Origin of the sequence: Natronorubrum sediminis, from assembly GCF_900108095.1 — an archaeon.
In the GTDB taxonomy this organism is placed as follows: Archaea; Halobacteriota; Halobacteria; order Halobacteriales; family Natrialbaceae; genus Natronorubrum; species Natronorubrum sediminis.
This window is the reverse complement of record NZ_FNWL01000002.1, coordinates 703,921-721,938: the sequence shown is the minus strand read 5'-3', so window position 1 is coordinate 721,938 and position 18,018 is coordinate 703,921. Positions and strand designations below refer to the sequence as shown.

Genomic DNA, 18,018 nt, shown 5'->3' with positions numbered 1-18,018 from the left:
CCGAGGGTGAATGCCCAGAATTGACCCTCGCTCGTGCGCGGGGTTCCGTCCTTAATCGCGTCGAACACGATTTCGCCGGTCAACAGCCCGAGGAGTACCGTCACCGTTCCTCAGATAGCCTCTCGACGACGCCAACGATTGCACCTACCAGAGGGCCGCTGCGAGAACCCAACGACCAGTCCAAGCAGTTTCCATGGAGTGACTGGACACCCTTTCGCTGCGAGTGCTGGGAAGACGGGCCGAAGTCCCCTCAGATTGTCCGAGGGGTGACGACAGACGCCGTCACTCGAAAAACGCTGCCAGTCGGGACGCTGCTTCTGTTACCTGTGGCGTGACGAGCGCGAACCGGAACCAGTCGTCGCGAGAGTCGCCGAAGGCTTCCCCGGGCATCCCGGCGACGCCCGCCTCGTCGATGAGTCGCTCGACGTTCTCGAGGCTGCCGTCGAATCCCTCGAATCTGGCCATCACGTAGAACGAGCCCTCCGGGGTTGTGTACTCGGCACCCGCCGCGTCCAGCGCGTCGGTAAACGCCGTGATGCGGTCGCGAAGCAACTCGCGGTTCGCTTCGTGATACGCTGGATCGGTCTCCCGAAGCGATCTGAGCGCCGCGTACTGTCCCGGCCGAGTCGTCGCGACGTTGACGAGCATGTGACGGCTTCGCGCGTTCTCGATCAGGTGTTCCGGGAAGACGGCGTAGCCGACGCGCAACCCGGTGCTCGCCATCGACTTCGAGAAGCCGTTCGTGACGATGCAGTGGTCAGACTCGTAGCGCAACGCACTCGAGAACGTTCCCGAGAGGTCGAAGTGATCGTACACCTCGTCGCTGACGAGTATCGCGTCGTTTGCCTCCGCAACGTCGACGAGCGCTTCCATCGTCTCCGCTTGATACACCGCTCCGGTCGGGTTGTTCGGCGTGTTGACGACGATTACGCCGGTCTCCTCGCTCGCCGCCTCGCGGACGACAGCAGGGTCGAGTTGGCCGTCCTCGTCGGTCTCGACGAAGCGCTGGGTTCCGCCGAGCATCGTCGTCTTCCCCGGATAGTAGGGATAGACCGGATCGGTCAGGATGACCTCGTCACCTCGTTCGCGCTCGAGCGCGCGGGCCATCGCGAGGTAGTTCGCCTCGCCCGTCCCGTTCGTGACGATCACCTGCTCCGTGTCGACGCCGCGTCGCGCGGCGATCTCTTCGCGTAGTTCGCGCAGGCCGTCACTTGGCGGATACTCGAATCGATCCGGCTCGAGGTCGGCGTACTCGCGAAGACCGTCGCGAAGCGCTTCGGGTGGCTCCCAGTCTGGGTTGCCACTGACCATGTCGATGACGTCGCGATCCGCACGGTCTGCGTACTCCATCACGTGAAAGAACAACGGCGTCTCGTACTCCATGGCGGATAGACGGGAGTCCACACCGACGTGTGTTTCGTTCCGCGTGTCCTTCTCGGTCACCTCCGCTATCCTGTCAGCCGGTATCGAACCCGTCCATTGACGGGTTCGCGTCCACTAGCTGGACATGATGAACGACGATATCGACCGTGAGCTACCGATGGCGATTGCCGACACGCTCCGGGACCGCGAGCAGACCCTCGCCGTCGCCGAATCCTGTACGGGCGGCCTGATTGGGGCCGCGATCACGGCCGTCCCCGGGGCGAGCGATTACTTCGATTCGGGGCTGACGACGTACGCCTACGACGCCAAACGTCGCCACCTCGGCGTCTCTCGAGAAGCACTCGACGAACACGGGGCCGTCTCCGAACCCGTCGCGCTCGAGATGGCACGCGGCGTTCGCGACGTCACGGACACAACGTGGGGAGTTGCGACGACCGGCATCGCAGGACCGACCGGCGGAACCGAGCAAAATCCCGTCGGGACGGTCTACATCGCCGTCTCCTACGCCGGTCCCTGGGGCAGCGAAACCTCGTTCTCGTCGGCCTCTCGCTACGTCTTCGACGGCGACCGAGCAACCGTGCGCGCACGGACGGTCGATCAGGCGTTCGAGGACCTCCTCGAGGCAATCGACGGTCAGCCACTGCGCGAATCGACCGAGCCGTGAGTAGGGACGACTCGAGAGAGATTCCAGTCAGTAACTCAGGCGGTAGCGAACGGCTGGAGGCGTACACTCGCCGCATCGCCAGATCGACCACCGCCGGCGGATCGACTTTCGACTACTGAACCAGAACCGGCTTTTGATCATGTTCGGCTAGTACCCCTATGAACCGACAACACGCTGTCTTTCTCGCCGGTGGACTCGCACTGTTCACCGCGATCGTTCATCTGCTCTTTGGCGTTCTCGACCTCCTCGATTGGGCCGTCAACGGCGGGTCCGTCTCGATTATGCCGTTTGCCTTCGTGGCGTTCTCGCTGGTCGTCTTCTTGCTGATCTACACCTACTCGAAGGGGCTGCTCAGAGAGGCACAGGCGTACGCGACTGGCGCGTTCGTCATGTTTCTTCCAATCGTCGGCTATGCAGACTGGCACGCCGCAGGCTACACTGAGTCCGCGTTGAACCTCGACGAGTACGGCCTGGGTCATGAACACGATCACGATCATAACGGGGACGGTCACGACCACAACGGAGACGACGACCACGCACACGGCGACGATGATCATAGCCACGATCACAATGGAGACGACGACCATTCACACAACGGTGATGACGATCATAGCCACGACCACAATGGCGATGACGAACACGCACACGGCGACGACCACGACCACAACGGTGACGACGACCACGCACACGGAGACGACGACCACAGCCACGATCACGACCACGACGGCGGCGTGATCGAGGTGACCGTCGACCACCTTCGCGACGACGTAATCGCCCTGACGACTAAACTCGCGGAGCTCGGTGCCGGCTTGCTCTTCACGGGGCTCGCACTCACCGAACGATAATGTCCAAAAGAAAGCTATTCATCACTCGATCGGTCAGTGATGAATAGATGAACAAAAAGGGACACGTTCTCAATGCGGTTCTTCTGAGTCTCGGAATTGGCTACCTGCTCGAGCCGGCAGGCGACCTCGAGACGTTTCGAACGATCATCATGATCGGCGTCCCGGTCACGCTCGGTGCTCTCTTTCCCGACGTCGACACGGCGTTTGGCAAACACCGCAAAACGTTGCACAACCTCCCGATTCTCGCGGCATTTCTCCTCTTTCCGTTTTACTTCGGGAACCTCGAGTACGTCTGGATCGGCATCGCGACCCACTACGTCCTCGACGTTGCGGGGAGCAAACGCGGCATCGCGCTCTTTTACCCCCTCTGGAAGCGGGAGTTCGGACTCCCGATCGGCGTCGCCGTGAGCAGCAATTACGCGACGCTCGTGACGATCGGCGTTACCATCCTCGAGTTGTTCCTCATCGGACTGGTCATCTACCAAGTGCCACAACTGGGACTCGAGTTTGGCCAACAGGCGTTCGGGCTGTGACCTGCTCGTCGGCGACATCGCGAAATCCGTGAAAAGACGACAAAGACTCCTGAACGGTGCTCGAACGCGATTTCCTTAGCGATTCACCGTCCACTCCTCGCAGGCGTCCATGTCGTCCATGGCCCCGTCGTGGTACCCACAGTAGGGGACCATGCCGTTCGACGAACGAACGTACTCGAAGTGCGTGCAGTTGCCACAGTAGCGATCCGTCGGCTTCGACGGTTCCGGCTCCGGCGAATCGACGATTTCTGCGTCGTGTCCATCCTCCTCGAGTGGCGAGGAGAGATCCGACGCGGCCGTCCCGCCGTCGCTCGTCGGCGTTCCGGGGGTCGCTCTCCGACCCCGACTCGACGCGGTGGATCGCTCTCGTGACAGCGACCGAGACGTCGACCCGCCGGATCGAGACGTGGTCCTCGAGTTCTCAGCGCTCGAGGATTCGGCGTCGTTCGTCTGCGTTTCGACCTCGCCGTCCGGGGTGCCACCGAGGAAGCCGACGCCACCGAGGCTGCCCGACTCCTCCGATTCGGTGACCTCGAGGACGGTCTGATTGTGCCGGGTGACGTTCATCTCGAGTGCGCCGCCCGGATCGTTTCGGACCTTGAAGTTGACGACGGCCGTGAACAGGCTCCAGAGTGCGATGAACAGGCCGAGCAAGTAGACCGCGGAGACCGGGAGCGTGTGATCGGCACCGTGGGCTCGCCAGTCGTGGGGATACGCGCTCCAGAACAGGATCACGCCTAGAACACACAGGCTCACGCTGATCGCGGCGGCAGCCTGAATGCGTCTGTCTGCCGGCAACACGAGAAAGACGCCGACGAGTGCGATTGGCACGCCGAGTCCGGCCAGCACGCCGGCGACGCGAATGGACGCATAGTGTGCGTCGATACCCTGGGAGAACGAGGCTGCGACACCACTGAAGAGATCAGTCGTCGCCATGAGGACGGCGACGACCGCCAAAATCGCGCCACACAGAACGAGTGTCGTTCCCGTGTAGAGGCGCTGGGGGCTCGCTACCTCCCCCGTGCTCCCGTCGTAGGCCTCCGTCAGGCTTGTCATGCACAGCGCTTGGGCCTCCCACCACAAAACGATACGTCAGACACATTTCTGGAAAGAGAAAGGTTTCCGCACTCGGTTCTCGCGACACCCCACACCGCATGGAGACGACCTCGAGAAGCGAAAGCTTGAATCGATGGGCTTGCAAACGCCCTGCTATGAGCGACGAGGACGACGAGGAGCCAGCCGTGACGCTCGGAACGCACACGCCCGTCGAGGGCGCACCCCTCGCCCGCGTGACGTCCCGCCTGACCTGGCCCATCGAAGCGAGCGAGATCGACCGCCTCGAGGGCGAGAGCACGATTCGGACGGGTGACGGCCCCCGGGAGCTCTCGAGTGTCATCGACGCCGTCGACGAGACGTACTTCGAGCGCCGTCAGGAGTTCGAAGCCCACGTCAGGTCGGTTATCGACACCGGGCCCGTTCCCACGGCGGACGAGTAACGAGCCGTGGCGACTGAGGATGCCCGACACGGCGGTCGCTGGCTTCGCGAGCAGTTCGATCGTCTTTCGTGGGTCCAGAAGTCGCTGCTGGCCGGCGCACTCCTAACGATTCTCTGGATGCAGTTCGTCCCCAGCGAACTCGAGCGACGGGTCTGGGTCGATTCGGCGATTCTGATCGGCGGGCCCCTCGCACTCGGCCTCACCCACGGCAGGCACATCGGCTGGAACGTCAATCGCGTCGCGATTCGAAACGCCGTCTTGCTCTCGCTGTTCGTCTTGCCCTTCTACCTCGTCGGATCGACGCTACCGACGATCAGGGAGTTCTACCCCATGTGGCATACCTCGAGTGCCCTGAGCGAGTTTATCCCCCACGCGGTTCAGTTGTTCATCCTCGCGCTGGCGGCTGAAACGTACTACCGGGGCCTGCTCTGTGTCGGCGTCAAAGAGATCGGATTCAAGGCCGTGCTCATCAGCCCCGTCGTCTACATGATCCACCACGCGGGGAAGCCGCCGATCGAGTTCCTCTTGTCGGGACCCACGGACATCCTCTTCGGAGCCGTCGACTACCAGTCGAACTCGATTCTCCCCTCCGTGATCGCCCACGGTGCCGGGTTGGTCCTCCTCGATTGGCTCGTCGTTCACGATCCGTTGTTCGATCCGACCAGCATTTTGCAGTCTCTCGAGTGGCTGCCGGTTCCGCTGTGAGGAGTGGCCACGTCCCGGGGTGTCGGAGAATTGCTCTCGTTCCTATTACGGCGATTCGACGACCGGACGGGACAGACCAGACGGCTATCTGTGGAGTGATTTTCACGCTGATAGTTGCTAAGAACAGTGCTCTGGCAAGAAGGCATCCGTTCACCCGTTGTTTTCGAAAGCCCCGAGCGTAGTAGTCGAATCTATCAGTTAGTCCGCGAAAAACACCGGTGGTTGTTTCCGTCCGTTCAGTCAGTTGGCGAAAGTAGCCAGCTCTTCGTTGATTTTCTCCGTTTCGTCGGCGACGAGGCCGTGACCGCTATTTTCGAATCGCACCAGTTCGGCATTCTGGATCCCCTCTGTGAGTATCTCTCCGGTGGTCTCGATAGGGGTGACTTCGTCGTGGACGCCGTGATACACCTTCGTCGGGACGGTGATGTCGTTCATGTCTGGCCGGAGGTCAGCATCACGCCAGGTCTTGGCGGAGGCGACCGTCGCCTGCCCGGACGCCTTCATTCCGAGGCTCCAGATCCAGTTCATCATTTCCTCACTCTGGTCCGTGTAGAACAGCATTTCGTCGAAGTCGGCGTTCATCTTTGCTCGGTCGGTCCGTGCACCCTCGATAAGCGGGTTCACCTCTGCTTCGTCGAGGCCCTCGGGGAAGTCCGGTTTCTCGGTGATAACCGGACTTGCAGCACCCAACAATGCGAGTTTATCGACGTAGGCCTCGTCGTGGCGACTCATGTAGTGAGTCGCAGTAGCGCCGCCCATCGAGAACCCCGCTAGCGTCACTCCCTCGACGTCTAGTTCGTCGAGAACCGCGCGCACGTCGTCGGCGAAGCGGTCGTAGCTGTAGTCGCCGTACGGTTTATCTGACTCGCCGAAACCTCGAAGGTCGATACCGATACAGCGAAAGCCCTCGTCGAGGAGGTACTGGTACTGGTACTCGAACATTCGGTGGTCGAGCGGCCATCCGTGCAGGAAGACGATTGGGTCGCCCATACCCATATCACGCACGAACACCTCGACGCCGTCTTCTACTTCGATGGAAGTCATACACCGATCGGACCCCGTCTAACGGCATCAAGGTGGGCCTTTCATTACTCGTCTCCACTCGACAACGGAATACTGGCGGGACGGAGGTTCGAAGACGATTCCTCTTCGTCTCTACTCGCGGATAACACAGGGCGAGGTGATGTCGCTGTGGTCGAGTCACGAGCGCTGTACCCGCAAGCGACCGAACGGAGCGAGCAGTCTTTGTAGCGTTGGTTTTTGCCTCGATCTTCCCCGAACTGCTCGGAACCGCTCGGAACTGCTCGGAACCGCTCGGAACTGCTCGGACTGCTCAGAACTGCTCGGCGCAAAAAGGGACGCACACTGTTTCAGTTGTTACTAGCGACGGCAGAGAGGTTGGTGTCGAACCGATGACGCTGGGGCTTTAGTACGTTCGCGTTGATGAGTGTCGTATGAGCCTTCCAATCGACCCGGCAGCGATCGATCCGGACGACTTCGGCGAGAAACAGGCCGTTCTCGAGATGGACCACGAGGAGGCGATCGAACACGTTCGCGAGGTCTGTGAGGACGTGGGATTCGGCATTCCTGTCGAATTCTCGCCCTCGGAACTACTCAACGAGAAGGTCGACGCCGACCGAGACCCATACTACGTCCTCGGTGCCTGTAACCCCGAAATTGCGAATCAAGCGCTCGACGAGACGATGAAAATCGGCGGCCTCTTCCCCTGCAACGTGATCGTCTGGGAGGAAAAACCGGGGCGTCAACGCGTCTACCACGTCTCGATCATGAAAATCGCGCAGTTGCTCGGCACGGCACCGGAGAACGACGCGTGGGACGACATCCTCGAGACGACGGGAGAACTCACCGAGGAGGCGTTCGAGCGCTTCGACGCGGTCGAAACGACAGTTTCGGACTGAGACGTACCGCGATCAGCCTTCCTGCTCCGGCAGTCTTCGCGAAACCCCAGCGCTTTCGCCAACCCAGTTATTCATCGTAGCACCCCATCGGATCTCCCCAATAAGTCAAAATTTTGTACTGTCTATATTTATATACTGTCAGTGCCACTGTCCGGTATGGACGTTCGAACTGCGTTCTTCGCCCTCCTCCTCGTCGTTCTCGGGGCAATCGCGACGTTGATGATCGCGCCGCTCCTCCAGTACGTGCTCGCTGCTGCGCTTCTCGCATTCGTTCTCCATCCGGCCTACGAGCGATTAGCGGAGCGAATGGGCCCACGACCCGCCGCACTTTCGTTGACAATCTTCGCGATCGTCGCTGCCGTCGTCCCGCTCCTCATTATCTCCATCATCGTCCTCGACACGGTGCTCTCGTTTTTGGACGGCTTCGACGAAGAACAGGCGATCGAATCCGTCTTCGCCTTCCTCGTCGACGACCTCGGCGTCGAAGACGGTCAACTCGAGGCGATCGAGACCGCCGTCTTGACCGAAGTCGAAGCGTCGCTCTCCCAGGCCGTCGAGTTCGTCCTGCTCGAGGTCATCGGCTTGCTGAACGCGAGCATCGAAATGGGGCTCGGACTGATCGTCTTCGTGTTCCTCCTGTACTACCTGCTCGTCGACGGCGACAGACTCGTCGCGTGGCTCTCCGACGTCGCCCCGATCGATCCGTCCGTGCGCGAAGAACTGTTCGACGAGGTCAGCACCGTGACGTGGGCCGTCATTTACAGTCACGTGCTGGTCGCACTCGTCGAAGGTGTCCTCGGCGGACTCGGGCTCTACTTACTCGGCGTCCCGAACGTCGCCTTCTGGACCGTGATCATGATCGTGGTCGCCTTCCTCCCCGCCGTTGGCGTCTGGCTCGTCTGGGCACCCGCCGTCGGCTACCTCGCGATGACGAGCGGACCACTTCCAGCCGTGTTGCTCTTGCTCTACGGAATTACCGTTCTCTCGCTGGTCGACAACTACCTGCGCGCGGTTTTCGTCGACCGCGGATCGGGCCTCCACCCGGCGGTCGTCATCGTCGGTGTCATCGGGGGGATCTACCTCCTCGGCATCATGGGCCTGTTCCTCGGTCCCGTCTTACTCGCGGTCTTCAAAGCTGGACTGAACGTCTTCAACCGTCTGTCGCTCGAGGGCGAGGCCCGAGCCTCATCGACCGATAGCGAACCGAGCGCCCCACCGAAACCACAGGCGGGTGTCGAACGAGGCGTCGCCGATTCGGACGGCGCTGACTGAGCACTCGAGTTTCTTCCGTGACTTTCGGCCTCTCGAGACGTCGGAGTTCAAAAATTGTCGTCACGTTCAGCGTCGGCCTTCTCGAACGACTCGCCTCCCTCACCTTCCTCGGGTTCCTCGAGTTCCTCGAGACGACGCTCGGCGTCGAAGCGAATGTAGCCGGAGGCGACCGCGATGACGGCGACGACGAACAGTGGGACGCCTATGAGTAAAACGAAGATCGAGACGAGAGAGAGCGCTTCGGTGCTGAGAACTGCGAGCGCCATAGCCGACTGGAGGGGGCCGAGTGGTTTGAACGCTCGGGTTCTCGCCGGTAGCCACGCCCGCTGGAACAGTTATTCGCCGCTCGAGAAGGCGCTAAGGTTCGCCTGAAGGCCCGCAGCGAGTTCCGATTTTCGTCTGAGTCTGGCATGGGAGACGGGAAGCTGGGTCGAAATTTCCCCGATTGCGTCGTGGAAGGTTTCGGCTTCGCCGTAGGCTCCGTCGAACGCGTTCCGGACGCTTTCGCGGACTTGCCAGACGCCGACGGGTGCCCAGTAGTCGTCGGAGACCTCCCGGAGGACCAGACACTTGGCCTGGCGACCGATCGACTCGAGGTGTTCTAAAGCGGCGAGACGTGCGGCGTAGTACGCGCCGGCGGTTTCCTCGACGTAACTCGTCCGCCCGTCGTAACCCTCGCTCGCACTCTGAAGCCAGATGTCGTCGTTCGGGTTGGGGTTCCAGATGCTGCCCGGCGCTTTCATCTCGACGAGTTCGAACTCCCAGTTTCCGGGAGCCAGGACGATCCAGTAGCGATTCCCCATGTACTCGTTCGCCCAGACCTGCACCTCGTCGATGCTCGGTTCGCTCTTGATCCGGCCGCGCAGGTACTGACCGACGGTGTCGTCGACGGCCGTGATCGACCACCGGGTCGGCACGAGACGCCGCTGTTTCGCTTCGCCGAGCGCACCAGCCGAGAGGATCGAGTTGATGTCGTAGACGTCGAAGCCGCGACGATAGAGGTATGTCATCGCCCCCTGTGCCTGCCAGTCGTCGTCCTCTAAGGTCTTCTTGACCTGTTTTGGAACGTAGGGGTTCTCGCGCAACTCTGCGTTGCGTGCGTTGGCGCGCGGTCCACGCGGCGTGGCGACGTCCGTTCCGGCGTCGAGGCCGAGGTCGGGCGTACCGTCGAGTCCGATCTCGAGGTCGACGGGCCGGCCGGCGATGGCGACCTCGCGTTGGACACCGACGAAGCCGTCCCAGGTGTCGTGAACCGAGGGTGCGAGTCGACTCGCGATACTCGGCGAGTCCACGTTCGCCCGCTTGTTCGAGTTCAACAGGTTGGTTCGACGCTGGAGGACGTCCGTGATTCCGTACCCTTCTTGGTACCAGTTTCCGTCGGTGACGTACTCCTCGGCAGCGTCCTCGTCGCCGACGGGAGAGAGCAAGCCGACCGGTATATCGGGGTAGTTGGACCGACCGACGAAGATAGAGGGGGCCGTCGAGCCGACGAGAGAGTCGCCGCTCAGCGACTGATCGAAGCGCTGCTCGAACTCCTCGAGGTGGTCCGTAATCGCGTAGGACTTCTCTTTCGCGAGTCGGCGTCGCTTGGCTTCTTCGTCGGGCTCTAAGTCCTCGATGTAGTCGTCGAGGCGCATTCACTTTCGGTAGGTGCCCAACCGCTTTGAATGTTGCATGTTGCCGGCAGAATGTCAGAGGCAGAGGTCCGGTCTGGCGTTCACCAACCGAACCTCACTCACTCGTTTCGACCCGTATGTAAAGTAACTTGAAGCGCGTTCTCTGAGCGAGAAAACACTACCGGGAGCCCGCGGAGGGCTGGCAGACGCACGACGTGTGTCTGGCTATCACACACTGGCTTCCGACCACGCGACGGTCTCGAGGTGATCACGGGACTCCTCAAAAGAAACCGTTAAAACCGGTGGGCGGAAAGGAAGGGGTATGAGTACGACGGACGAAACGCGAGCACGATCCTGCGTCTCCTGTGGGATCAACATCTCGGGCACGAACGCTGCTGCCTTCAAGTGTCCGGACTGTGGGGTACAGATCTTCCGCTGTGCGAAATGCCGAAAGCAGAGCAACCTCTATGAGTGTCCCGACTGCGGATTCACCGGACCATAAGGTGTTACAATGGGGAAAGTAGCTGCCAAAATCAAGGTCATGCCGGACAGCCCAGAAATCGACCTGGACGCCCTCCAGGAGCGCCTCGAGAGCGCCCTCCCTGAAGGCGCGAAGATCAACGGTGTCGAGCGCGAAGACGTCGCGTTCGGCCTGATTGCACTCTACCCAACCGTTATCGTTCCCGACGGCTCGGGTGGAACGGAAACCGTCGAAGAGAACTTTGCAGACGTCGACGGCGTCGAAAGCGTCGACGTCGCCAACGTCGGTCGCATCTAACGCGAACGACGGCTGATTCTCCTGTCCGTTCGCTTCGCTCTCGCTGAGCTACTGCGTTCGCATTTGTCATCTGAGGGTTCCTCGATGAGAGTTGTCCATCTGAGTAACTCCCCTTCACGCGTGCACTGACACTCGTTCTCGTCTCGCAAATCTTACCATCACCCTCGAGAAACGGCATACGCGTGAACGTTCTGTCGGACCCGAGAAAACGACGGTGGCTGGCCTGGGGAGCGCTCGTGGTCGTCTTCTTACTCGTCAACTTACACCGGTTGTCGACGGCCGTCTTGTCAGAGGAGTTGACCAGCGATTTCGAGACGACGGCCGCCCAACTGGGTACGTTACACGCCTCGTTTTTCCTCATTTACGCCGCGATACAGATTCCGACCGGGATACTCGCCGATCGAGTCGGACCCCGGTACGTCGGTTCCATCGGGGGGCTCACACTCAGTATCGGCGCAGTCGGCTTCGCCCTCAGTGACGGGTACTTGGGCGCGTTCGCCGCCCGCGGGCTCATCGGCCTGGGGAGTGGCGTAATCTTCGTCTCGATACTCCGATTCTGTGCGAACTGGTATCGCGCCGACGAGTTCGCGACGATGACCGGGCTTACGGGAAGCGTCGCCGGACTCGGGGCGATTCTCTCGACGACGCCCCTCGCCGTCTCCGTGGACGTCTTCGGCTGGCGCGAAACTATCTTCGGCCTCGCACTCGTCGGATTTATCGCCGCGGCGTCCGTCTACGTGCTGGTTCGACAATCACCGAGTGACGCCGGACTCGAGCCGATTTCGGGCGTCCCGGAGCAACCGATGGTGACGTTCGATCAGACGAAAGACCACCTGCGGACCCTCGTCGGTGACGTGGATCAGTGGCTCTTGTCCACCATCTTCTTCGCCGGAAACGGGGCGGTGCTGACGTTGGTCGGACTGTGGGGCATTCCGTATCTCGTCGTCGTGTACGAACTCGACGTGACGACGGCGTCGTACTTCACGCTCCTCGGTTCGGTCGGGTTGCTCGTCGGCCCGCCGGCAATCGGCTGGATCTCGGATGCTCGCGGGCAACGACTCTTGCCGATGACCGTCGGAACCGGGTTACTGACGGTCGCGTTCAGCACGATCCCGATTTTCGGAGAGCCCCCGCTCGCCGTCATCGCGTTCTCGTATCTCACCTGTGGATTCCTCTTCGGGGCAGCCATGCTCTCGCTGTCGGTCATCAAGGATCGCTACCCCTCCGGTGCCAGCGGCGTTGCGACGGCCACGGTCAACACCGCGGGATTCGTCGGCGCGACGGTCCTCCCGGCCATCATGGGCGTCGCACTCGATGCGTACCAGATGGACGAAACCGTCGAGGGAACTGTTGCGTACTCCGAATTCGGGTACCGAATGGCGTTCGGTATTCTCACCTGTGCCGTCGCAGTGGCGTTTCTGTGTTCGCTCTGGTTGCTCGTGCGCGACCGTCGAAACGGCTACGGCGCGAGGTGAGAGCTTCGGCGGGGCAACGGTTCTCGAGGGATATTCTGGCTCGAGGAGCCGTCTACGACGTTCGAAAAAGAGGTGTACAGCTAGAACGACGCAAAATCAGGGCTGTTTCTCGGGGTCGGCACCGAGACCGGCGGCGGAGATGATCTCTGCGCCTTTCGAGGAGAGGTCGACGGTGACGTCGCCGGGTACGGCCTTGCTGATCTCGTCGACGTTCCCCGCGAGCACCGTCAGAATGTCGTCCGGATTCGCGTAGAGGAGCATGTTTCTGTCCTGGCCTTCGGCGACGAGTTGCGTGTCGTTCAACACGATCTGATCGTTCTGAATCGTCGCCGCGACGACGGGCAACGCCTCGGGTTTGCCCTGCTCGTCGTCTCTGACTTTTCGGATGTGGACGGCCTCGAGGTCGAGGGCGTCCTTGTGTTCTTGGATCACTTCGGCACAGCCGACCATGTCCTGTAGGAGTGCCGCCTTCTGTTGGCCGCCGTGGCCGTCGTCGCCGTCGAGACAGTGCTGACAGACGCGAAGTTCGAGTCGCATTGTCCGTCGATTGGCACTCGAGCCCGATGAGAATTCCGTTTCGCACACCTACGAAGAGGACACTGATTTCAGTCGTCTCAGCGGTCGTGGCCGGTGTGACTGTCGACGATCTCTCGTATTTGTGCAGAACCGTGATCGACGTATCCACCGTGATAGCACACGACGTGATCGATCTCGAGCGCTGCGAGCTGTGACACGGACTCGAGCGCTCGGTCCATATCGGGGGTGAACTCGGGCTTCGGACCGGAAAGTGGGTCGTCACCGTCTGCGACGAGCGCATCGCCGGCGATGAGGAGGTTCCCCTCCGGCAGGTGGATCGAGAGGTGGCCCGGCGTGTGGCCGGGTGTCGCGAGACACTCCATCGGGCCCGCGAGCGTCGGGATCCGGACGCTGTCCGTCAACTCGAGGTCGACTGGCACCGGTGGGTAGCGATCGCCGTCGCTCTTGATCGGCATCCGGTCGCCGCGGACGTACGGCGCTTCTTCGCGGTGGGTCGCGACGACCGCGTCGACGCGCTCGAGGAGTTCTGCGAGTCCGCCGGCGTGATCGCCGTCGTGGTGCGTGAGGAGGACGAGCCAGATGTCCGTGAGGTCGTAACCGAGCGAGGTGAGGTGGGTCCGGAGCCCCTCGAGTGCGCCACTCGGTCCGACGTCGATCAGGACGAGGCCGCGCTCGGTTTCGACGACCGTCGGTGTGATCGTGATGGTTCGACCACCGTACTCGACCGTAAGCGGCAGCGTGTGAACGCCAGCGTCGCGATCTTCGTTCGTTCCCATGCCATCCACGTTCACCGCGAGAACGAAAGGATTGTCCGTTTGGTCGGGCTCGAACCGCTGCTCACCAGCGAGTACATCTTTGTGAGTAAACTGGAGTAGTGAAAGATATATATTCAAGTGGAAAGTACATTCATATAATGAATAACGAGACTGGTTCTGTCACACTCGGGGTCGAGACTGATCCGTTCGCTGACGCTGGAACGCAGCCCCTATCGCCTCGCGTAAAGCCACTCGCAGACGCCTACGACGAACGAATCGGTGACCGAGATCGTTCGCTCTGGCGGTGGTTCACCCGGTCAACGGCCGAATTTCAACTCTCGTGTGTCGATCCAGAACAGGCACAGGTTGCTCGAGACGCGAAAGTGCTCGCGACGATGTTCATCACGGTTATCGACGATGTTGCTGAGTGTCACGGCGACCGAGAGACGGTCGCAGAACTCCTGAAAGTGCCGTTCGAGCACCAACGGGCGGATCCCACACGGGCGGGCGTTGCAAGCGAGTACGTCGAATACCAACAAGAGTTGTGGTCAGCGTTGCTGGACGCCTACTCCGACGGCCCGCGCGCGGAGGAATTCGTCGAACTGTTCTTGTTCGATATTCGACAGGCGTTTCAGGCGGTCGAGTACTCCGCGTTGATGGCGCAGTATCCAACACTCGCTACGGAACGCGAACTCTGGACGTACGACGCTCACAACATGATGGTGTGTTGTTTCGCCGATATCGACCTCGCGAACGCCTCGTCGTTCGACATCGACGACCTCTCGATCGTGAGGCGCGTCGTGTTTCGCACCCAGCGACTAGCGCGCATCGGCAACTGGATCGCGACGTGGGAACGCGAACTCACAGAAGGTGACTGTAGCTCCGCGGTCGTCGTCCGCGCCCTCGAGACGGGTGTCATCGACGCCGCACAGCTACGAGCGATTCAGGAACGTCCGAGCGAGGCATCCGTCGATTCGGTCGTCGCAGCGATTCGTGAGTCCGCCGTCGAGGAACACTTCGTCGATCGCTGGGACGACGAGTACGCCGCGGCAGCCACGTTCGCGTCGGCCGCAAAAAGTGTCGACCTTCGGGCATACCTCGAGGGATTCGAGACGATCTTCCGCGCCCAACTCGCAAACCGATCGTCGTCGTAGCGATTGCGAACCGAGTCGAGGCTGTCGCCGTCGGTTCGAGGATTCACTCGCGTGAGCGATCCGCGTGAATGTGGTGTCCAGATTCTGGGCGAAAGACGTGCGTTTTATAACCGTCACCGATCAAGAGCGTCGTACGACTATGCCGAACTCTAATGGCCCTCGTCAGGGAACTCGGAGAAAACTCGCAAACGATCCTCGAGACCGCGGAACGTCCCCGCCACAGCGAGCGATTCAGGAGTACGAAGAAGGCGAAAAAGTGCATCTGAAGATCGACCCGAGCGTGGCAGACGGTCGATTCCACCCTCGCTTCGACGGACAGACCGGCGAAGTCATCGGGAAGCAAGGCGCTGCGTTCAAGGTTCAGATCGACGATCGCGGCAAAGAGAAGACGCTGATCGTCACCGCAGCCCACATGCGCGCTCAGAACCAAGAGAAGAACCGGATCTGAGCCAGGAATGACGATCTTCAAAGAGATCGTCGACGAGGAGTTCCTGACGGTCTCGGAAACGAAGGAACTGCTCGCCGACATCGAAGCCGAACGCGCACTCGACGAGGACCGCGAGCTTCGCTACGAACTCGCGCGAGCGATCGAACACGTCAACCGATTCGCCGTCTTGGATCCCGAAGACGCACAGGCGCTCGTCGACGACCTCGAGGACCTCGAGAAGGTCGACGAGGCGACGGCGTACAAGATCGCGAACCTCCTCCCACGAAACCGAGACGAACTCCGCTCGGTGTACGCACAGCAACGCTACTCGCTGTCGGGAGACGAACTCGACGAGATTCTCAACGTCGTCGCGCAGTACGAATAAGTCGACACTGTTCGGCGCTGTTCTTCGGTCCGTGGCTTTGTGGTCGAACTGGCGGAGTGACGACCTCGAGCGGCCGGCTACTTCGCCTGGTTGGAATACTCATCGAAGACCGCATCGGCGAGCGTATTCCGGTGGACGTCGTTCGGTCCGCCAGCGATCGTCAACAACTGTGCATCTCGGAGGTAGCGTTCGACGTGGTGGTCCGTCGTATAGCCGCGGCCGCCGAGGAATCTGATCGCGTCGTTCGCGTTTTCGATCGCCGCGTCGCTCGCGTTGAGCTTTGCCATCGCGAACGCTTTCGTCACGTCCTCGCCAGCGTCGGCTTTCGCGGCGGCCCGGTACGTGTGGAATCGCGCCGTTTCGACTCGCTCGGCCATCTCTCCGACAGCCCATCGGACCCCCTGGAAATCCCCGACCGGCTGTTGGTACTGCTCTCGCTCTTGAAGGTACGCGACCGTATCCTCGAGGGCGGCACGGGCGATGCCCACGCCGCGGGCCGGCACGTTCACGCCGTTGTGGAGCGTTCCCCGCTGGACGTAGGCTTCGCCGACGGCCCCGACTCGAGCGTCGTCGTCGACACGAACGTCCTCGAGACGGACGCGCGGCGATTTGACGCTCCACGCGCCGAGGGTCCCCCAGACCTCCTCGACGTCGAACGCCTCGGTGGGTACGAGAAACGCCGAAATGTTGTGCGGGGCATCCTCGTCGGGACCCGTCTTCGCATACGTGAGCACGTAGTCGGCATCGAAGTAGTTCGTCACCCACTGTTTGTGTCCCTCGAGGACCCACTCGTTGCCCTCGCGGGTCGCGGTCGTCTCCATCTCGAGTTTGTTCGCCCCGGCCCCGGCCTCGCTGAGGCCGAGCGCGCCGACGGTGTCGAACGTCGCCATCTCGGGGAGGTACGTCTCGCGTTGGTCGTCCGTTCCGAACTGTTCGATCACGCCTGCGACGCCGAGGTGGAGTGCGAGCGAACTCGAGACGGACATGAGCGCCGTCGAGAACTCCTCGATGAGCACGACCAACTCGAGGTGCCCCTCGCCCATTCCGCCGTAGGCCTCGGGAATCGTCAGCCCGGTGAGGCGGCGGTCTCCGAGTTCTGCGAGGATGTCCGCCGGATACGTCTCCGTCTGGTCCAGTTCGATGGCGTTCGGTCGGATTTCCTCCGCGACGAACGTTCGGACGTCGTCGCGAAAGGCCAATTGGTCTTCGGTCAGGTCGAGCATTATCGACTCTCTCTCTCTCATCCGAGGCGATAAACACTGTTACCGGATCACACGGTGAAGGGGGAGAGCACCGACCACTCGAAACTGACGGCAACCGTCCGCTTGGTAATCTGGGAGTCGACGGGGCGAGTAGGCCACTGGTGTGCCTTCCGTTCGTGACGCAGGGCCGACTCTTTAAGTGTTCCCTCGCCGTACCATCCCGCAATGAGCGAAGCCGACAACGATGGGACGGACACTCGCCGCGCAGTCGTGTTGGACTATCTCGCACACGGGCTCTCCGGCGATGGTCGTCCCCAGTACGAGAAGTCCCCGGCAGGCTACGCCCTCGGGGTCGACGACTTTCAACTCTATCAGGTCGCCTTCGACGAGGACGAACGTCTGACCATCGGTAGCGAGGTCGTCGTCGAGCCATCTGACGAGCGCGACATCGTCACCCAGTCCCACCGAGTTGAATACTCCGACCTCTCTTCAGGTGCGCAGTCAGAACTCGAGTACGTGGTCGCCGACCTCGTCGAGGAAAACGAACAGCGCTTCGTCGACTTCTACAACGACGCCCAGCCGATTACGCTGCGACTCCACCAGTTGAATCTCCTGCCGGGAATTGGAAAGAAACTGCGAAACGGTATCCTCGATGAACGCAAGCGAAAGCCCTTCGAGAGTTTCGAGGAACTCTCCGAACGCGTCTCGGGTCTGCACGACCCCGACGAGATCCTGGTCGAACGCATCATCGAGGAACTGCGCGACGACGACCTGAAGTATCAGACGTTCGTCGGCCGGACCGAGCAAGAGCAAAATCAATAGCACCCCCCTCGTCGCTTCTGAGACGGTGCGTTTACACCTGCCCCCACCAA

Annotated in this window: 22 protein-coding genes; 14 read left to right on the top strand and 8 right to left on the bottom strand. The window is 61.3% G+C overall.

The features are described 5' to 3' along the window. Window positions 1-282: 282 nt before the first annotated feature. Entirely contained in the window at window positions 283-1,383 is a 1,101-nt protein-coding gene (locus tag BLW62_RS10845) for a pyridoxal phosphate-dependent aminotransferase (RefSeq protein ID WP_090507058.1), read from the bottom strand. A 127-nt stretch (window positions 1,384-1,510) separates the two neighbouring features. Here BLW62_RS10845 and BLW62_RS10840 point away from each other — a divergent pair, with 127 nt between their 5' ends. The 3 genes from BLW62_RS10840 (at window position 1,511) to BLW62_RS10830 (ending at window position 3,425) form a co-directional block, all read left to right on the top strand. Beyond that, complete coding sequence (locus BLW62_RS10840; RefSeq protein WP_090507578.1) at window positions 1,511-2,047, top strand: CinA family protein; 537 nt, start codon at window positions 1,511-1,513, stop codon at window positions 2,045-2,047. A gap of 158 nt (window positions 2,048-2,205) precedes the next feature. Beyond that, complete coding sequence (locus BLW62_RS10835; protein WP_245726713.1) at window positions 2,206-2,892, top strand: hypothetical protein; 687 nt, start codon at window positions 2,206-2,208, stop codon at window positions 2,890-2,892. Window positions 2,893-2,939: 47 nt separating this feature from the next. Next, window positions 2,940-3,425 carry a metal-dependent hydrolase gene (locus BLW62_RS10830; protein WP_090507057.1) on the top strand — a complete coding sequence of 162 codons (486 nt, stop codon included), beginning with the start codon at window positions 2,940-2,942 and terminating at the stop codon, window positions 3,423-3,425. 75 nt (window positions 3,426-3,500) lie between these two features. Here BLW62_RS10830 and BLW62_RS10825 read toward each other — a convergent pair whose 3' ends face one another. Then, window positions 3,501-4,481, bottom strand: coding sequence for a cell division protein CdpA domain-containing protein (locus BLW62_RS10825; RefSeq protein ID WP_090507056.1), 981 nt, complete (start codon window positions 4,479-4,481; stop codon window positions 3,501-3,503). Between the two features lie 155 nt (window positions 4,482-4,636). Between BLW62_RS10825 and BLW62_RS10820 the strand changes: the two genes are divergently transcribed. Beyond that, the gene (locus BLW62_RS10820) at window positions 4,637-4,921 is read left to right on the top strand and encodes a DUF5789 family protein (protein ID WP_090507055.1); all 285 of its coding nucleotides are present in this window, start codon (window positions 4,637-4,639) and stop codon (window positions 4,919-4,921) included. Between the two features lie 6 nt (window positions 4,922-4,927). Continuing rightward, on the top strand, window positions 4,928-5,626 hold the full coding sequence (locus BLW62_RS10815) for a CPBP family glutamic-type intramembrane protease (RefSeq protein WP_090507054.1): 699 nt from the start codon (window positions 4,928-4,930) through the stop codon (window positions 5,624-5,626). A gap of 240 nt (window positions 5,627-5,866) precedes the next feature. Here the strand turns inward: BLW62_RS10815 and BLW62_RS10810 are convergent, their stop codons facing one another. After that, window positions 5,867-6,670, bottom strand: coding sequence for an alpha/beta fold hydrolase (locus tag BLW62_RS10810; RefSeq protein WP_090507053.1), 804 nt, complete (start codon window positions 6,668-6,670; stop codon window positions 5,867-5,869). A 410-nt stretch (window positions 6,671-7,080) separates the two neighbouring features. Here BLW62_RS10810 and BLW62_RS10805 point away from each other — a divergent pair, with 410 nt between their 5' ends. Together BLW62_RS10805 and BLW62_RS10800 are read left to right on the top strand one after the other, a co-directional pair. Continuing rightward, a complete protein-coding gene (locus BLW62_RS10805; RefSeq protein ID WP_090507052.1) occupies window positions 7,081-7,545 on the top strand; it encodes a DUF302 domain-containing protein in 465 nt (154 codons plus the stop codon). Window positions 7,546-7,701: 156 nt separating this feature from the next. After that, window positions 7,702-8,817, top strand: a complete 1,116-nt coding sequence (locus BLW62_RS10800; protein ID WP_090507051.1) for an AI-2E family transporter — start codon at window positions 7,702-7,704, stop codon at window positions 8,815-8,817. Between the two features lie 47 nt (window positions 8,818-8,864). Here the strand turns inward: BLW62_RS10800 and BLW62_RS10795 are convergent, their stop codons facing one another. After that, entirely contained in the window at window positions 8,865-9,083 is a 219-nt protein-coding gene (locus tag BLW62_RS10795; protein ID WP_090507050.1) for a hypothetical protein, read from the bottom strand. A gap of 69 nt (window positions 9,084-9,152) precedes the next feature. Next, on the bottom strand, window positions 9,153-10,454 hold the full coding sequence (gene nreA, locus BLW62_RS10790; RefSeq protein WP_090507049.1) for a DNA repair protein NreA: 1,302 nt from the start codon (window positions 10,452-10,454) through the stop codon (window positions 9,153-9,155). Between the two features lie 301 nt (window positions 10,455-10,755). On the opposite strand from nreA, the gene BLW62_RS10785 reads away from it, so the two are divergent. From BLW62_RS10785 to BLW62_RS10775, 3 genes are all read left to right on the top strand, one after another. Then, entirely contained in the window at window positions 10,756-10,935 is a 180-nt protein-coding gene (locus BLW62_RS10785) for an HVO_2753 family zinc finger protein (protein ID WP_076580508.1), read from the top strand. A 9-nt stretch (window positions 10,936-10,944) separates the two neighbouring features. Continuing rightward, window positions 10,945-11,211, top strand: coding sequence for an elongation factor 1-beta (locus BLW62_RS10780; protein WP_076580506.1), 267 nt, complete (start codon window positions 10,945-10,947; stop codon window positions 11,209-11,211). A 182-nt stretch (window positions 11,212-11,393) separates the two neighbouring features. Continuing rightward, on the top strand, window positions 11,394-12,686 hold the full coding sequence (locus tag BLW62_RS10775; RefSeq protein ID WP_090507048.1) for an MFS transporter: 1,293 nt from the start codon (window positions 11,394-11,396) through the stop codon (window positions 12,684-12,686). Window positions 12,687-12,782: 96 nt separating this feature from the next. Here BLW62_RS10775 and BLW62_RS10770 read toward each other — a convergent pair whose 3' ends face one another. Both BLW62_RS10770 and BLW62_RS10765 read right to left on the bottom strand, forming a co-directional pair. Continuing rightward, on the bottom strand, window positions 12,783-13,223 hold the full coding sequence (locus BLW62_RS10770) for a hypothetical protein (RefSeq protein WP_090507047.1): 441 nt from the start codon (window positions 13,221-13,223) through the stop codon (window positions 12,783-12,785). Between the two features lie 77 nt (window positions 13,224-13,300). Further along, complete coding sequence (locus BLW62_RS10765; RefSeq protein WP_090507046.1) at window positions 13,301-13,999, bottom strand: MBL fold metallo-hydrolase; 699 nt, start codon at window positions 13,997-13,999, stop codon at window positions 13,301-13,303. Between the two features lie 137 nt (window positions 14,000-14,136). Here BLW62_RS10765 and BLW62_RS10760 point away from each other — a divergent pair, with 137 nt between their 5' ends. The 3 genes from BLW62_RS10760 (at window position 14,137) to BLW62_RS10750 (ending at window position 15,944) form a co-directional block, all read left to right on the top strand. Next, window positions 14,137-15,132, top strand: a complete 996-nt coding sequence (locus BLW62_RS10760; protein ID WP_090507045.1) for a hypothetical protein — start codon at window positions 14,137-14,139, stop codon at window positions 15,130-15,132. Between the two features lie 139 nt (window positions 15,133-15,271). Further along, window positions 15,272-15,580, top strand: a complete 309-nt coding sequence (locus tag BLW62_RS10755; protein WP_076580496.1) for a 50S ribosomal protein L21e — start codon at window positions 15,272-15,274, stop codon at window positions 15,578-15,580. A 7-nt stretch (window positions 15,581-15,587) separates the two neighbouring features. Then, window positions 15,588-15,944, top strand: a complete 357-nt coding sequence (locus BLW62_RS10750; RefSeq protein WP_090507044.1) for an RNA polymerase Rpb4 family protein — start codon at window positions 15,588-15,590, stop codon at window positions 15,942-15,944. Window positions 15,945-16,021: 77 nt separating this feature from the next. Here BLW62_RS10750 and BLW62_RS10745 read toward each other — a convergent pair whose 3' ends face one another. Next, entirely contained in the window at window positions 16,022-17,167 is a 1,146-nt protein-coding gene (locus BLW62_RS10745; protein WP_245726712.1) for an acyl-CoA dehydrogenase family protein, read from the bottom strand. 204 nt (window positions 17,168-17,371) lie between these two features. Here BLW62_RS10745 and BLW62_RS10740 point away from each other — a divergent pair, with 204 nt between their 5' ends. Further along, window positions 17,372-17,968 (top strand): DUF655 domain-containing protein, encoded by a 597-nt coding sequence (locus BLW62_RS10740; protein WP_090507043.1) that lies wholly within the window; start codon window positions 17,372-17,374, stop codon window positions 17,966-17,968. Window positions 17,969-18,018 lie beyond the last annotated feature (50 nt).

Bases quoted from the DNA above. Each gene is read 5' to 3' on its own strand.
- BLW62_RS10810 (WP_090507053.1), bottom strand. From the start codon at position 6,670: ATGACTTCCATCGAAGTAGAAGACGGCGTCGAGGTGTTCGTGCGTGAT.
- BLW62_RS10795 (WP_090507050.1), bottom strand. From the start codon at position 9,083: ATGGCGCTCGCAGTTCTCAGCACCGAAGCGCTCTCTCTCGTCTCGATC.
- BLW62_RS10785 (WP_076580508.1), top strand. From the start codon at position 10,756: ATGAGTACGACGGACGAAACGCGAGCACGATCCTGCGTCTCCTGTGGG.
- BLW62_RS10845 (WP_090507058.1), bottom strand. From the start codon at position 1,383: ATGGAGTACGAGACGCCGTTGTTCTTTCACGTGATGGAGTACGCAGAC.
- BLW62_RS10740 (WP_090507043.1), top strand. From the start codon at position 17,372: ATGAGCGAAGCCGACAACGATGGGACGGACACTCGCCGCGCAGTCGTG.
- BLW62_RS10780 (WP_076580506.1), top strand. From the start codon at position 10,945: ATGGGGAAAGTAGCTGCCAAAATCAAGGTCATGCCGGACAGCCCAGAA.
- nreA (WP_090507049.1), bottom strand. From the start codon at position 10,454: ATGCGCCTCGACGACTACATCGAGGACTTAGAGCCCGACGAAGAAGCC.
- BLW62_RS10755 (WP_076580496.1), top strand. From the start codon at position 15,272: ATGCCGAACTCTAATGGCCCTCGTCAGGGAACTCGGAGAAAACTCGCA.
- BLW62_RS10825 (WP_090507056.1), bottom strand. From the start codon at position 4,481: ATGACAAGCCTGACGGAGGCCTACGACGGGAGCACGGGGGAGGTAGCG.
- BLW62_RS10765 (WP_090507046.1), bottom strand. From the start codon at position 13,999: ATGGGAACGAACGAAGATCGCGACGCTGGCGTTCACACGCTGCCGCTT.
- BLW62_RS10805 (WP_090507052.1), top strand. From the start codon at position 7,081: ATGAGCCTTCCAATCGACCCGGCAGCGATCGATCCGGACGACTTCGGC.
- BLW62_RS10830 (WP_090507057.1), top strand. From the start codon at position 2,940: ATGAACAAAAAGGGACACGTTCTCAATGCGGTTCTTCTGAGTCTCGGA.
- BLW62_RS10840 (WP_090507578.1), top strand. From the start codon at position 1,511: ATGAACGACGATATCGACCGTGAGCTACCGATGGCGATTGCCGACACG.
- BLW62_RS10770 (WP_090507047.1), bottom strand. From the start codon at position 13,223: ATGCGACTCGAACTTCGCGTCTGTCAGCACTGTCTCGACGGCGACGAC.
- BLW62_RS10750 (WP_090507044.1), top strand. From the start codon at position 15,588: ATGACGATCTTCAAAGAGATCGTCGACGAGGAGTTCCTGACGGTCTCG.
- BLW62_RS10760 (WP_090507045.1), top strand. From the start codon at position 14,137: ATGAATAACGAGACTGGTTCTGTCACACTCGGGGTCGAGACTGATCCG.
- BLW62_RS10835 (WP_245726713.1), top strand. From the start codon at position 2,206: ATGAACCGACAACACGCTGTCTTTCTCGCCGGTGGACTCGCACTGTTC.
- BLW62_RS10745 (WP_245726712.1), bottom strand. From the start codon at position 17,167: ATGCTCGACCTGACCGAAGACCAATTGGCCTTTCGCGACGACGTCCGA.
- BLW62_RS10820 (WP_090507055.1), top strand. From the start codon at position 4,637: ATGAGCGACGAGGACGACGAGGAGCCAGCCGTGACGCTCGGAACGCAC.
- BLW62_RS10800 (WP_090507051.1), top strand. From the start codon at position 7,702: ATGGACGTTCGAACTGCGTTCTTCGCCCTCCTCCTCGTCGTTCTCGGG.